Annotated in this window: 12 protein-coding genes; 2 read left to right on the top strand and 10 right to left on the bottom strand. The window is 65.5% G+C overall.

Annotated features, from left to right (window positions below; genetic code table 11):
- Positions 1-241: 241 nt before the first annotated feature.
- From BKA23_RS10080 to BKA23_RS10055, 6 genes are read right to left on the bottom strand one after another with little or no spacing between them, the layout of a single operon-like run.
- Positions 242-1,366 carry an L-talarate/galactarate dehydratase gene (locus BKA23_RS10080; RefSeq protein WP_425473772.1) on the bottom strand — a complete coding sequence of 375 codons (1,125 nt, stop codon included), beginning with the start codon at positions 1,364-1,366 and terminating at the stop codon, positions 242-244.
- Between the two features lie 40 nt (positions 1,367-1,406).
- On the bottom strand, positions 1,407-2,849 hold the full coding sequence (locus BKA23_RS10075; protein ID WP_211841645.1) for a sugar porter family MFS transporter: 1,443 nt from the start codon (positions 2,847-2,849) through the stop codon (positions 1,407-1,409).
- Between the two features lie 60 nt (positions 2,850-2,909).
- Complete coding sequence (locus BKA23_RS10070) at positions 2,910-4,376, bottom strand: aldehyde dehydrogenase (NADP(+)) (RefSeq protein ID WP_145227631.1); 1,467 nt, start codon at positions 4,374-4,376, stop codon at positions 2,910-2,912.
- Complete coding sequence (locus tag BKA23_RS10065) at positions 4,373-5,587, bottom strand: hypothetical protein (protein ID WP_211841644.1); 1,215 nt, start codon at positions 5,585-5,587, stop codon at positions 4,373-4,375. Before BKA23_RS10065 ends, BKA23_RS10070 begins: the two co-directional genes overlap by 4 nt.
- A gap of 2 nt (positions 5,588-5,589) precedes the next feature.
- The gene (locus BKA23_RS10060) at positions 5,590-6,846 is read right to left on the bottom strand and encodes an enolase C-terminal domain-like protein (RefSeq protein ID WP_145227629.1); all 1,257 of its coding nucleotides are present in this window, start codon (positions 6,844-6,846) and stop codon (positions 5,590-5,592) included.
- The gene (locus tag BKA23_RS10055; RefSeq protein WP_145227627.1) at positions 6,843-7,805 is read right to left on the bottom strand and encodes a 5-dehydro-4-deoxyglucarate dehydratase; all 963 of its coding nucleotides are present in this window, start codon (positions 7,803-7,805) and stop codon (positions 6,843-6,845) included. The genes BKA23_RS10060 and BKA23_RS10055 overlap by 4 nt, the downstream gene beginning before the upstream one ends.
- Before the next feature lie 153 nt (positions 7,806-7,958).
- Between BKA23_RS10055 and BKA23_RS10050 the strand changes: the two genes are divergently transcribed.
- Positions 7,959-8,765: an IclR family transcriptional regulator gene (locus BKA23_RS10050; protein WP_246104559.1), complete on the top strand. Its 807-nt coding sequence runs from the start codon at positions 7,959-7,961 to the stop codon at positions 8,763-8,765.
- Positions 8,765-9,625: an NAD-dependent epimerase/dehydratase family protein gene (locus BKA23_RS10045; RefSeq protein WP_246104558.1), complete on the top strand. Its 861-nt coding sequence runs from the start codon at positions 8,765-8,767 to the stop codon at positions 9,623-9,625. The genes BKA23_RS10050 and BKA23_RS10045 overlap by 1 nt, the downstream gene beginning before the upstream one ends.
- A 24-nt stretch (positions 9,626-9,649) precedes the next feature.
- Here BKA23_RS10045 and gad read toward each other — a convergent pair whose 3' ends face one another.
- The 4 genes from gad to BKA23_RS10025 all read right to left on the bottom strand — a co-directional run bounded on the left by gad (position 9,650) and on the right by BKA23_RS10025 (position 14,390).
- A complete protein-coding gene (gad, locus tag BKA23_RS10040; protein ID WP_145227625.1) occupies positions 9,650-11,020 on the bottom strand; it encodes a glutamate decarboxylase in 1,371 nt (456 codons plus the stop codon).
- A gap of 88 nt (positions 11,021-11,108) precedes the next feature.
- Entirely contained in the window at positions 11,109-12,797 is a 1,689-nt protein-coding gene (locus BKA23_RS10035) for a DUF2075 domain-containing protein (protein WP_246104610.1), read from the bottom strand.
- 422 nt (positions 12,798-13,219) lie between these two features.
- The gene (locus BKA23_RS10030) at positions 13,220-13,612 is read right to left on the bottom strand and encodes a DUF4234 domain-containing protein (RefSeq protein ID WP_211841642.1); all 393 of its coding nucleotides are present in this window, start codon (positions 13,610-13,612) and stop codon (positions 13,220-13,222) included.
- A 103-nt stretch (positions 13,613-13,715) separates the two neighbouring features.
- Positions 13,716-14,390 carry an NrtR DNA-binding winged helix domain-containing protein gene (locus BKA23_RS10025; protein ID WP_145227621.1) on the bottom strand — a complete coding sequence of 225 codons (675 nt, stop codon included), beginning with the start codon at positions 14,388-14,390 and terminating at the stop codon, positions 13,716-13,718.
- Positions 14,391-14,459 lie beyond the last annotated feature (69 nt).

Raw genomic sequence — 14,459 nt, 5'->3', positions numbered from 1 at the left:
AGCCACGGCAGAGTCGACCGTTCGGGTCAGACCGCCGAAGGTGTTCGGGCGTATGACAATTCGGCGTCCGTCGCAGACTCGCGCTTGGTTGTTGAGGGTCGACATCCCGCATCAGTCATTGGCTGGCTGCAACGAGTGTCGCTGTGGGTGATGTCATTCCATGCAACACCCCCACGCACAGCATGTCCATAGAAACGCCATGAAAGCCGAGGTTGAATCTCGGCATCAGGTGGCGCGGAGATCAGCCGGTGACGGTGGTGGTGGCCACCGTCCAGGCTCGTGCCTGATCACTCAGGCTCAGACCGAGTCCAGGGCGATCCGGCACGACGAGGCAGCCGTCGCGTGTCTCGAGGCGTTCGTTGAATAGCGGCTCGAGCCAGTCGAAGTGCTCGACCCAGGTGGTGTGCGGATAGGTCGCCGCCAGATGCACGTGGATCTCCATGGCGAAGTGCGGGGCGAGCGAAAGATGGCGCTGTTCGGCGATCGTGAGCAATTTCAGGAATTGCGTGATACCGCCGACGCGGGGTGCATCCGGCTGGATGAAGTCCACGGACCGGTGCTCGATGAGGGCCAGGTGCTCGCCGATGCTGGCGAGCATCTCGCCGCTGGCGATGGGCGTGTCGAAGCGCTGCGCCAGCTCGGCGTGGCCGACAGCGTCATACGCGTCGAGTGGCTCCTCGATCCAGACGAGGTTCATGCCGTCCAGCGCTCGGCACATCCGGTTCGCCTGGGCGCGGTCCCACTGCTGGTTGGCGTCGACCATCAGCGGTGTGTCACCCAGGTGTTCGCGGATGAGCTCGACGCGGCGCAGGTCCTCGCGCCAATCCGGTTGTCCCACTTTGATTTTGATCCCGCCTATACCTGCGGCCAGGGAGCGGTCGGCGTTGTCTCGGATCTGCTCGATCGGCGTGTGCAAGAAGCCGCCGGAGGTGTTGTATGTCGCAACCGCGTCGCGCTCGGCGCCGATCAGCTTCGCCAGCGGCAGTCCGGCGCGACGAGCCTTCAGATCCCACAGCGCGATGTCGAAGGCGGCAATGGCCTGCGTTGCGGCGCCACTTCGGCCCACCGACGCCCCGGCCCAGACCAGAGACGTCCAGATCTTGCCGATGTCGCTCGGATCCTGACCGATTAGCCGCGGTGCGACCTCGACGGCATGCGCGAACTGCGCAGGCCCACCTGCTCGTTTGGAGTAGCTGATACCCAGGCCTTCGTGACCGTCCCGTGTGGTGATGGTCGTGAACAGGAAGGCGACCTCGGTCATCGGGCGTTGCCGACCGGTGAGCACCTTGGCGTCGCTGATGGGCTCCTTCAGCGGCAGTCGTGCTGATGCGATGTCGACCTTGACGATGGCGTCGGACATGGGAATTGCTCTCTCTTCCAGACGAATTCAGGTGGGCACTGCGCAATCAGGCAGCAGGCGTGACCTGCTGGGCGTGTTCGGTGACGACATCCTTGCCGTGGCGCAGGTCGATCTCGATCTCCTCCAGAGAGCGGCCCTTGGTCTCCGGCACCAGCCACCGGACCAACAGGAAGAGCACCACGTTGACACCGGCGAACAGATACATCGCACCGCCCAGTCCCAGTCCGCTCTTTGCCGAGATCAGCGGGAAGACCGCCGTCACGATCCCGGTGAACGACCACAGGACGACACTGGCGACCGCCATACCCGATGCTCGGTCGCGCAGGGGGAAGACCTCCGAGCACATGACCCAGACAACCGCACCCCAGCCGAGCTCGTAGCCCACGAGATACATGATGATGAGCACCAACATCAGCAGACCTCGAGCGTCGGTCTCATGCACCGTGGTCGACACGAAGCCCGCGCCGGCAAGCGTGACGGCCATCAGGATGCTGCCGATCAGCAGCAGCGGCTTGCGGCCCCACTTGTCGACGACGAAGACCACCCACGCCGTGAAGATGAACTTGCTCAGGCCCAGCAGTACACCGGACAGCAAGGCCGCCTGGGTGGCGAAGCCCAGCGAGATGAGCATGGTCGGGAAGTAGGCGTTGATCGCGTTGACACCGGACAACTGCTGGCCGGCCGCGAGGAGTATGGCCACGATCAGCATCGGACGCACCATCGGACGCCACAGATCGCGCAGTCGGCCGCGGGTGGTGGCGGCTGTGTCGGCGATCACCGCTCGTAGTGTTGCCAATTCGGCGTCGGCTGATTCCTGACAACCGTGCGCCTGCAACAGAACTGCTGCGGCCTCGTCGTCTCGCCCACGGGTCAGCAACCAGCGTGGTGTCTCGGGTAGGCGCTGCAGGCCGATGAGCAACACGAGCGCCGGCACCGCGGCGCCGGCCATCATCCACCGCCAGTGACCGTAGTCGCCGCCGATCTCGCCCAGGCAGTAGCTGGTGATGAAGGCGATGAGGATGCCGAGCACGATGAAGATCTGGTTGAGCGCGCCCAGGCCGCCGCGCAAGCGTGCGGGAGCGAGTTCGGACATGTAGGTCGGAACCGTCGACGACGACAGACCGATGCCGATGCCGACGGCGAAGCGCGCCAGGGTCAGCACGTGAAAGCTGGGCGCGGTGCTGGTGAAGATCGTCATCACCAGCACGATCAGCGCTGCAGCCTGGATGGTGTGCCGGCGTCCGAACCGGAGGTTCACCTTGGCCGAGATCGCCGCACCCACAACGGCGCCCACCGAGACGCTGGCGGTGACCACGCCCTTGTCCCAGCTGTCCAGGTGCCACTGTTTGCCGATGAACGGCAGCACTCCGGAGATGATCCCGAGGTCGTACCCGAACAGGATCCCGCCGAGTGCACCGAACAGGTACAGCGTGGTGCGGCTGACCGGGCGGCCCGCGGGAGCTGGCGCTGGATGCGTCGTTGCAGTCATGTGCCTTGCCTTCTGTGAATGGTGTGGATGCTGGGTCGTGCGGGTGGTGCTGTATATCGATCAGCGCTGTCCGTCGACGCGTCGCGGCAGCGACCACGGGTTCGACTCCCGCACAGCAGCAGGCAGCAGCGCGTCGGGGAAGCCCTGCCAGGCGACCGGGCGCAAGAAGCGCTCGATCGCTGCGGTGCCGACCGATGTCGTCGTCGGTGCCGTGGTCGCGGGGTAACTGCCGCCGTGCTGCTGCGCCCACGAGACGGTGACGCCGGTCGGCCACTGGTTCCACAACACTCGCCCGGCCAGCGACACCAACCGGTCGATGACCGGGCGCAGGTCCGCTGCGTCGGACTCCTGCGCCTGGATGCTCGCGGTGAGGCTGGGCTCGACCAGGTCGAGCATGCGGGTCAGCTCATCGACATCCCGGTAGCCGACCACGACCGACGCGGGACCGAACGCCTCGGCGCCGTAGTTGTCGTGCTCGTCGATGAACTGCTGTGCGGTGAGTCGGAACACACTGGCCGCCGGTGCGTCCTGGCCGCCGCCAGGCGCCTGCGCGATTCGAACACCGTCGCCGGCGGACAGCTGCGCCATACGTGCCGAAAAGCCCTGATGAATCGACTCATTGAGCATCGGGGCCGGCGCCGTGGCGGCCACGGCCGCGGCCAGCTCCGCATCGATGTCGGCATCGTCGGGCACGAACACCAGACCCGGTTTGGTGCAGAACTGCCCGCATCCGAGGGTGAACGAGCTGACGAACCCGTCGATGATCTGTTGACCACGTTCGGTCAGCGCGGCCCTCGTCACGACGACCGGGTTGATGCTCCCGAGTTCGCCGTAGAACGGTATGGGTCGCGGTCGAGCCGCGGCGATGTCGAAGAGCGCACGGCCACCGGCCACCGAACCGGTGAACGCGGCCGCCTGGATCTGCGGGTGCCGCAGTGCGTGCACGCCGGCATCCTGACCGTGGATGACCGCGAAAATACCTGTGGGTGCACCGGATTCGACGAGTGCGCTGCTGACGATCTGACCCACCCTGGCCGACAGCTCGGGGTGGCCCGGATGAGCCTTGACCACGACCGGGCAACCAGCCGCGAGGGCCGCCGCGCTGTCACCACCGGCGACACTGAATGCGAAGGGGAAGTTGCTGGCCGCGAAGACGAGCACCGGTCCGATGGGAACCAGCATGCGACGAAGGTCGGGACGGGCGCCCATCGGCCATTCCGGGTCGGCGTGGTCAATCGTCGCGCCGAGGAAGGCACCGTCACGCAGCACCTGACCGAACAGCCGCAACTGGAAGCTCGTGCGCGCGAGTTCTCCGGTCAGCCGGGTGGCTGCCGGCAGGTGCGTCTCGCGATGCGCGATGGCAACCAGTTCTTCGGAGTGCGTGTCAAGGGCATCCGCTGCGGCCGCCAACCACTCGCCGCGCTCCGCCGGGGTGCTCTGCACCGTGCGGGTGAACGCCGCCGCGGCGGCCGCGATCAGGTCGTCGACCGTGGCGTCGTCGGTCGGTCCTGGGACGTCGGCATTCATGCGTTCTCCTTCGATCGAGTCGAGTCGTTCGGTATGCCGATCGCATCGGCCGGTGAGCTGTCGTGTGCGCTCGGCGGGTGGGGGCTGTCGTGGCGAGGCGCCCTTGCTGCATCGACCGCCAGGCGCATCTGGTCCCAGCGGCCCGGTCCCACGAGCCCAAGGTGGTACAGGTGCAGCTCATCTACTCCTGCAGTGGCCAATTGATCGACATCCGAGGCGATTTCGGGCCGTTCCATGGGGCCGGCGAGCGTGACGTAGGCGCCGACAGCAACCGTGCTCGGCACCTGTCGCCGGGTGGTGGCGATTGCGGAGAGTGCCGCCTCACTGGGTTGCCAGTACGGCAGGACGAGGGCGGCCGCGTCAGTCGTTGCGCTTTCGGTGAGTCCGCAGAGAGCGCCCGTCGCCCAGGGATCAGCGCCGGCGTGGAGCGTGACGCTCGTGCTCGACGGTAGAGCGTTGATTGCCGTGCGGCGCAGCCGGTCGGCGCCGGCGTGACGGGTCGACAGCAACAGGTCGTCCAGATCCTGGGGAAGCGGGCGCGGCTCGCCGGCGATAGCTGCACGCGCCGCCTCGGCCAGGGTGAGCCGGACGTGATCGGCCGGCACCTGCCAGCCGCGTGCGCAGGCGTCGCAGCAGCAGACCGACAACAGCCGGACTGCCTCGGGTGACCAGACTCCGTCGGTCTTCTCGTGCGTGCATTGGTGCACTGCGCTCATCTGGCCCCATGACTCGAGCACGACGCCGGCCAAGGGAAGCCCGGCGGTCGACGCGGCGGTGAGTTCGCCGCAGAACTGCTGGACGCGCCCGTTGTTCGGGCACAGCGCCCACGGGTAACTTTCGCCAAAGCAGTTGCGCACGACGATGTCCGGATTGGCTTCTCCGACCAGCGAATTGTGGCTGAGCACGATCCAGGCGAGGGTGTCGACGCCCGCAGCGGCGAGCACCGCGATCGCGGCAGCGCCGGGATCATCCTGAGGCATCCACGATGCGTCGCCCGGTTGCAGATCAGACCACTGGTGTGCACCCACGTTGCGGTAGAGCGCGGAGGTGCGCGCATGAATCGCAGATGTCGTCGTGGACCATGGCGTCGCGCACCGCGCGCTGTGGTAGTTCAGTGCGACAGCGACGGAATCAACGCCGAGATCCGTTGTGCGCTCGATAAATCCAGGTGTCAGGACGTCCCACGGATAGGCATAGCCGATGGTGCGCATGATCACCACCGGGCGGTGTTCGGGGTGAAATCGGGCACGAACCGCCGCATGTAGGTGACGTCGTCACGCCTGGTCTGCCCGCAGCTTTGGTACGTCTCATGAGCGCGTGCCAGCGCGTCGAGATCCAAGCTCACGCCGAGGCCCGGAGCGGTCGGCACGGCGACGGAGCCGTTACGAAACTCGAGCACGCCGGGCTCGACGATGTCAGTGTCCTTCCACGGCCAGTGCGTGTCGCAGGCGTACGTCAGCTGACGGGTCGCGGCGGCGACGTGCACCATCGCGGCGAGGCTGATGCCCAGGTGGCTGTTGGAGTGCATCGACAGGCCGAGTCCGAAGGTTTCGGTGAGGGTTCCGAGCGCCAGGGTGTCGCGCAGTCCGCCCCAGAAGTGATGGTCGGACAAGATCACCTGCACCGAGTTCTGGCGCACCGCTTGCGGGATGTCGGCAAAGCTGACGACGCACATGTTCGTCGCCAACGGCATCGGGGCGTGCGCCGCGACCTGCGCCATACCGTCCTGGCCGGGGGTAGGGTCTTCGAGATATTCCAGGACCCCCTCGAGTCGGCTCGCCACGTTGATCGACGTAGCGGGTGTCCAACCAGCGTTCGGGTCCAGCCGCAGTGGTCTTCCCGGGAAGGCCGCTGCGAGTGCCTCGATGCCCTCGCACTCGACCTCGGGTGCGAAGACGCCCCCCTTGACCTTGATGGATCCGAAACCGTAGACGTCGATCATCCGGCGCGCCTGTTCGACGAGTCCGTCGGCATCCAGCGCCGCGCCCCACGGGTCAGTGCGACCGTCCGCGTGGGCGGCGTACTTGTAGAAAAGGTAGGCCGAGAAGTCGACGCGGTCGCGTGCCCTGCCGCCGAGCAGCTCGACCACCGGGGTGTGCAACGCCTTGCCCTGAGCATCCAGGGCGGCGACTTCGATCATCGAATACACACTGGCGAGAGTCTTGTCCGCGGAAAATCCGCCGATGAGGCCATGGGCATCGGTCACCACGGCACGGCCGAGCGCACGAGACACGGCGGCGCGGATGGCGGGCAGGTCGAAGGCGTCCAGTCCGATGAGCGCGGGCAGTGCGCGTGCGACCTGCTCAAGGAAGGGAGCATCGCCATACGACTCGCCGAGCCCGACGATGCCGTCCTCACACTGCACCTGCAGCACACTGCGCAGCGCATACGGCTCATGGACGCCCATCACGTTCAGCAGGGGCGGATCGGCGAAGGCGATCGGCGTCAGCGTGCTGCCGAGGATCTTCATCGGGTGGCGCCCACGGCGGTCAGGCCGGCGTCGAGGATGGCTTCGAGCCGATGCAGTTGCTCCGCGTTCGGCATCACCAGCGGCGGGCGCACATTGCCGACGCGGTGTCCACGCAGGGCAGCACCGGCCTTCACCAGCGAGACCGCGAATCCTGCTGACTCATCTCGCAATTGGACCAGCGGCAGATAGAAGGATGCCAACAAGCTGCGTGTGGTGTCGGTGTCGCCGTCGGCGAGCGCGTCGTGGAAGGCGTGCGCGATCTCGGGTGCGAAACAATGCACTGCGGAGGAGTAACGCGCGACGTCGATCACGCTGTATGCCGCGGCCGAGACCTCCGCGGTCGGGAGCCCGTTGAAGAACAGGAAGTCCGCGGCGCGCTCATGACCGGATGTGCGAATCCCGGTGACGATGCGGGACATGAGGTCGATCGATCCGTAACCGTCCTTGAGCCCGATGACCGCGGGCAGATCCAACAGCGCGGTGGCCCCTTGCGGCGTGAAGACGGCGGTCGACCGGTGATAGACGACGACCGGCACGGTTGATCCGGTGGTCACGTAACGCACGTAGTCGATGAGCCCGGTCTGCGGGCCGGTCACCAGGTATGGCGGCAGCAGCAGGGCGCCGTCGGCCCCTGCGGCATGGGCCGCTTCCATGCCCTCGCGCGCTGTCGCGGCGCCGCCGCCGACACCCACCCACACCGGCACGCGGTGCTTGGCGACCTCCGTGGCGATCTTCCAGATGCTGAGTTGCTCGTGTGAGGACAGCGAGCTCATCTCGCCGGTGCCGCAGGCGACGAAGACGGCACTGGCACCTGCGGCGATCTGCCGGTCGATGTTGTCGGCGCACCCGTCGAGATCGAGCTCGAGCGCGGAGTCGAAAGCGGTCAGCGGGAAGGCGAGCAGGCCGGTGAGGGTCGGATCGGTCGTGGTGCAGGCCGTGTGCTGCGGCTGCAAGCTCATGGTGTCTCCCAGTGGCAATCTTTGAATCAGGTTCACGTATGTGAACGTTAGTCGATGTTAGACTTCGAGTTCAGGAACATGCAAGGTGCTGGACCGGCTTTTTCGGCGGATGCCGTCACGGTCGAGCGTCGCAAAAGGCGAGGAGTCGGTGCTGTGGCTGAAGGACAGCGTGTGCCCAAGAAGGCCACCGCGCGTGGCGAGGAGTCCGGGGTGAAATCCGCTCGTCGTGCTGTCGAAGTCATCGAACTGCTTGCAGCGCATGGGGATTGGCTCACGTTGGGCCAGGTGCAGTCGCGGTTGGGCGTGCCGCGGTCGAGCCTGCACGGGCTGTTGCGCACGCTGGCGGAGGCCGGCTGGGTGGAGGAGGACGCGCGCGGTCGCGGGTTCCGGCTGGGGGTGCACGCTCTGACCAGTGGCACGGCCTACCTCGATCATGATCCGGCGGTGCCGTATGCAACCGCGGCGCTGGAGCAGATCCGGTCCGAATGCGGCTTCACCGCGCATCTGGCGCGGCGGTTCGGCGACCAGGTCGTCTATCTCGAGACGCGCGAGTCGCGCAACTCCACGATGCTGGTGTCGCGAGTAGGTCGCACTCTGCCGGTCTATGCGACGGCCCTGGGGAAGGCGTTGCTCGCCGAACTGGTCGATGAAGAGATCGAGCAGTTGCTGCCGCAGCAGCTTCAATCGCTCACCGAGTTCACGGTGTCCGACCGCGCCACGCTGCTCGAGTCGTGTGCGGTGATCCGCCGGCAGGGGTACGCCAGCGAGAACCAGGAGGGCACCCTCGGCGTGCGCTGCGTCGCGGCGGTGATCCCGTATCGCATCCCTGCGTCGGATGCGATCAGTTGCTCGATGCCGATCGACCGCGTGACCGATGCCCAGGCCAAGGATGTTGCACAACTGGTGGTGCGTGTCACCGAGGAGCTCGGAAGGACGTTGCGGATCAACGGGATTCGCTGATGGTCACCCAGGACGAAGACGTGAGGTCAGGTATGCCGCAGGAACGCATTCTCATCACCGGAGCTGCCGGAATCGTCGGCACCATGATGCGCGAACGGCTTCGCAGGCCGGGCCGGCTGCTGCGTTTGCTCGACGTGGCCGACCCGGGTGATCACGGCCGACCAGACGAAGACGTGCTGACCGGCTCGGTCAACGACGCCGCACTCATGGCGACGGCGTGCGAGGGAATCGACAGCGTCATACATCTCGGTGGCATCAGTCGAGAGAACTCCTGGGCGAACATCCTGCAGGTCAACATCGACGGCACCCACACCGTGCTCGATGCCGCTCGGCAGGCGGGAGTCCGCCGGGTGATCCTGGCGTCGTCGAATCATGCCGTCGGCTTCCGCCGGCTCTCGGAAGCAGCGGAAGGGCCCGATGGGCTGCCCGCGGATTCGACGGCGCGTCCCGACACTTATTACGGCGTCAGCAAAGCGGCGATGGAGGCGCTCGGCAGTCTGTACCACTCCCGTTTCGGTATGGACGTCACCGTGATCCGGATCGGCTCGTGCTTCCCGGACCCGTTGCCGATCGGTAAACGCGGCCTGGCGACGTGGTTGTCACCGGACGACGCTGCTCGGCTGTTCGAGTCGGCGCTCGCGACGCAGGAGCCGGATTACCGTGTGGTCTGGGGTGTTTCGGACAACACGCGCCGTGTCTACTCACTGGCCGAGGCGCGCCGGCTCGGCTACGTCTCGCACGACGACGCCGAGACGTATGCCGGGCAGCTCGCCGACGCGCCGGATGCGTCCGGACCGGCCGCGACGTATGTCGGTGGCGGGTTCTGCACCGCAGCGCTGGGCGAGTTCAACCAGCTGTGAACCCTGCCCGTCGCAACGGCTCGCTCAGTGGTGAAAGGCCTCCTTACCACTGAGTTCGTGATCGGTGTGCGCCTCCCTGGCGAGGGTGGCGACGGTGTCGTGCAGATCGCGCAACAGCCAGTCGGCCAGGTCGGAGGTGAGGCCGTTGCGGCATACGATCCGGAGCACGGCGAGATCCTCGCGGTTCTTGGGCATCGTGTAGGCCGGCACCTGCCACCCGCGTTCCCGCAGACCGCGGGAGACGGCAAAGACATCCCAACCCTGCGCGGCATCGGTCGTGGTGAAGGTGACGACCGGCGTCTCGTCTCCACGGCTGAGCAACTCGAATTGCGGCATCTGGTCGATGTTTTCGGCGATCAGGCCAGCGACGTCACGCGCGGCCTGTTGCACGACTCGGAAGCCTTCTCGGCCGAGCCGGGTGAACATGAAGTACTGACCGACGACCTCCATCCCGGGGCGCGAGAAGTTCAGCGCGAAGGTCGGCATGTTGCCGCCGAGGTAGTTGACGTTGAAGACCAGGTCCTGCGGCAGGGCGTCCTGATTGCGCCAGATTGCCCAGCCGACACCGGGATACACCAGACCGAACTTGTGGCCCGAGGCATTGATCGACGCGACGCGGGGGATGCGGAAGTCCCACTGCAGGCCAGGGTCGATGAAGGGCGCGATGAATCCACCGGATGCCGCATCGACGTGGATCGGTATGTCGGGGCCGCCGTTCGCTGCGAGTTTGTCGAGGGCAGAAGCGATTTCGGCGACCGGCTCGTAGCTGCCGTCCATCGTCGAGCCGAGGATCGCCACGACACCGATGGTGTTCTCGTCGACATACTTCAGGGCGCTGTCGGCGTCGAGGTGCAGCCGGTCGCCCTCGAGCGGCACCAGGCGCGGCTCGACCTCGAAGTAGCGGCAGAACTTGTCCCAGCAGATCTGGGCGTTCGCACCGAGCACCAGATTGGGGCGGCGGGTGAGGTCGTCACCGACGCGGGCACGCCACCGGTGCTTGAGCGCCAGGCCGCCGAGCATGCACGCTTCGCTGGAGCCGACGGTGGAGCAACCCGTTGGAGTTGCTGGGGTTTCGGCATGCCAGAGGTCGGCCAGGATGTTGACGCAGCGCTGCTCGATGTCAGCGGTCTGCGGGTATTCGTCCTTGTCGATCATGTTCTTGTCCATGCACTCGGCCATCAGGGCCTTGGCCTGCGGCTCCATGCTGGTCGTCACGAAGGTCGCCAGGTTGAGCCGGGCGCTGCCGTCGAGCTCAAGGTCGGCGCGGATCGCTTCGTATGCCGCAGTCGGTGGCATCGGCTCGTCGCCGATGCGCTCGCGGGGGAGGGCTCGCCACCCGCCCTGCACGAGTTCGTCGCGGAGTTGATCGTCGCCGTGTCCAGGGGTGATCGTCATACAGCCACTATCACGCGGACGCCCCGCAGCTGGCTGAACGTCACCTGCCGATTCGGCCCGGATGCGGTGTCACTGCATCGTGGCGAACTCACTGACCGGGTTGGGAGGGCATGAGTGAGTCGAGAAAGCGACGGGTTTCGCTGTCAGTGGAATAGATCGTGACGCCCTGCATTCCACGGGTGAGCAGTACTTTGTAGACGTTACGCACTAGTTGGTCGAAGCGATCGTTTGCGACGGTTTTCAGGTTGCGAAAGTCAGGATCACGGTTCTCTAGCCGCTGCGCGATCCATCGATCGGTGCGCCAGACGAGATCGCGGCCGATGATCACCCCGGCGTAGTCGTACTCAAATCCTTGCGCGGTGTAGACGCAGCCGACCTGACCGAATCCAGCCGGATCGCTTGCCCAGAACGGAGCGGTCGGCGCACCGCCGACTGCTCTAGGTCCTTTGAGATTCCAGGGTTTCGACCAATCCGCGATACTCACGTCGTTGACCAGAGTCCCGTCCTTGCGTGGGTCACTCCATGGCCAGCAGTAGCCGGCGGTGATTCGAGCCGTGTACCCCTCTGCATTCTGTCGTCGCATGACGTCGTCAAGGTCGAACGGTGACTCGACGACGTCGACTGTGAAGTTCGGATCGCCCTCCCACGCAACCGGGCCGCCCGGACGTAGTCCGAGGAGGCGCTGTACCCAGTCGACGTAGGCCTCCGAACCACCGCACCGGAACTGATCATCAAGACTGATTCTGGTCACCGGGATTTCGTGTTCAGCGGCATACAACTCGATGTCTGTCACAGTGCCCAGCTCGCCCGGACGAACAACCTGGTGCTCGTCGAGTAGAAACACGGGAACCCTTGCGGCGGAGAACAATTCGTCCAATTGTGATCGCTTTGTTCGCAGTTCCGTCTTAGTCCAGCGGTTCACCGATGTTTCGCGCACGCGATGCGCCTCGTCGAGGATCAGCACGTCGAGGTCGTTGGCTTCAGCGGCCATGAACGAGTTGAAATACTTGAACATCGCCTTGACCTTCGTTGAACGCTTGCCCGCGACCTTTCGCAGTGTCTCAGTGAACGAGCGCGAGCCTGTGGCGTGCAGCACTGCTCGTCCCTGGCGGGACAGTTCTCCCAGCAGCGACAGCGCGATCACGCTCTTGCCCGTGCCCGGGCCACCGGTGATGATTACCGCAGACTTGGAATCGGCCCGTCGGGCCCGATCGACCTCGTGGAGCACATAGTTGTAGGCGTCACGCTGCTCGTCCAACAACACGAACATCTCACGCCGCTGCACCTCCTCCGCGGCCACCGACAACAGTTGGCGGGACGGCGCGATGCGGCTGCTGAGCAACTCGTCGGCATATCCAGCGCCTGAACGGTTCTCGGCCAAGTGGCTCCGCAGAAAGTCGACGAATTCACCTCTCCTGTCGCCGGTGAAAAGGCGACCGCGCTGGTCGCCAGGAAGGCCGAACAGTTGAGACACGCCGGTTGCCGAGGCATTGTGAAGATAGGCCGCTCCGGAAACCGCGTCGGCGCGATCTTCGAGCACGGTGGTGAAGTCAACGAGGTAGTCGCAGTAATCACGGACCTGAAGCACCGGATGCGTGACCGGCCTGCCGTACGCCGGAACCGAGACCAGAGTGATGTCGTCCTCGAAGACGCTCGCTTCGCTCCACTGCTTCAGTTCCACGATCACGTATGACGGATCGCCGCTGCGCGGATCTTCTCCCACGAGGATGACATCCGCACGCTTGCTCGTGAGTGGCAGCTGGTGCTCGAACAGCATCTCCACACTGCCCAGGCCTGCTGAGATGAGGTCGGCTCGAAGGGCGGGAATGCTGTTGGCCCATGAGCGTGCTTCGGACGCGCTGGGTCTCCGACCCGTAGCCGATCTCATGCTGTCGGAAAGAAGCTCGACGAAGCGGTGCTCGATTGCAGAGAATCCATCAACGGAAGTGCGGTATAGCGTCAAGGCAGGTGTCCCCAGGCAGCACGAAATGATCGTGCGGATTGGGGGCATGTCCTGCGGCGGAAGCCCGTCGGGCCGCGATTACAGGTTGGACTCTATCGACGGGCAGGGACAGTTTCGGTACGGCGCCGTGGCGTGTTCGTCATGAAGCGCGGCTCTGCGCCCAAATCGCCACAGAGCGCGGACATCCACGCACCTACAAGAGGCTGTCCAAGGGCCGCCATGTCCAGTGCTTTTGGTCAGGCGCGCACGCCGAGCGATTCCCAGTAGCGGTTGACAGCACCGTTCACCTTCACGAACCACACGATCATGCCGACCAGCGGCAACAGCACCCACAGGCCGGTGACCGCGCTGACTCGCTGTTGGATCCCGCGGTCTTTGCAGGCGTCGCCCACTTCGGACGGGGTGAGGAAAACCAGGACGATGGAGATGAAGATCGCCAGCACGAGCGCGATTCCGCCGCCGAGCCCACGGTCGCGCTGGCGCTGCAGGTCGGAGTGCACCTTGAACCACCAGTACCAGCTGTAGAACCCGAGCGTCACGATCATCAGCAGGATGCACGCGCCGGTCGAGCGGATCTTGGCGTCGGCGATAACCCCTGGCGCGGGGTGGGAGGGCGAGGAATCTGTCATGGCCGGAAGCTAGCAGTCACGAACGACATCGACGATCGAGCTGTATGACGTCGTCCGGCGCACCGCGCTCCGTCCACGAGGCGCACGCACGCGGCCCACCAAGTCAGGCGCGGCGACGGTAGAGCGCAGCCGGCCGGCCGCGCAGGTTCTGAGCAAGCACCGGCGTGCCGTCCCGGTGCAACACCGGATCCAGCAGCGGCGTCATACGTTTGGCGAAGTTGTCCTTGTGCATCGGCATCCCTACGACCGCCTCGTGCACCCTGCGCAACTGGTGCAGGGTGAACGCCTCCGACCCGAAGAATCCGTCCGGGTCGGGGCTGATCAGATCCTCCGAACGCCCTCTGAACTCATAGCGTTCGCGCAACTCGGCGACCGCTGCATCGACGATGTTGTTGTGGTCGAACCGGAGCTTGCCGACCTCCTGTGGAGCCACCCAGTCGCCGGCGACGCGCTGCGTCATACCGGTCGGCAGGCAGATCGAATGCGCGATCGACATTGCCCAGGTGCGGTCGTCGCGGTCGGGTGCGTCGAACACCCGCAGCAGCCGGGGCGTGACACCACGGGGGAGTGACAGCCCGACCTTCTGCTCCAAGATCCAGTCCACGGTCTGCGCGATGGTGCTGCGCTCGCGGATGAAACCTCCTGGTAACAAATGATGTTCGCCGTTCAGATCACGAATGAACACCCGCAGCGCCGGAGTCGACACCGGGTCGTCGACGGTCAGCAGGGCGAGGTCGACAGCAACGGCGGGTCGTGGAAAGGCCTCCAGTTTCGGCATCCGTTGACTATAGCGAAAGAAGCGTGTTAAATGACAAATAAGAGAACGATGCATGCTAAAGAGGAGGTG

Source organism: Rudaeicoccus suwonensis, assembly GCF_007829035.1.
In the GTDB taxonomy this organism is placed as follows: Bacteria; Actinomycetota; Actinomycetes; order Actinomycetales; family Dermatophilaceae; genus Rudaeicoccus; species Rudaeicoccus suwonensis.
The sequence above is the reverse complement of the archived record's forward strand: the minus strand, read 5'-3'. Positions and strand labels throughout refer to the sequence as shown.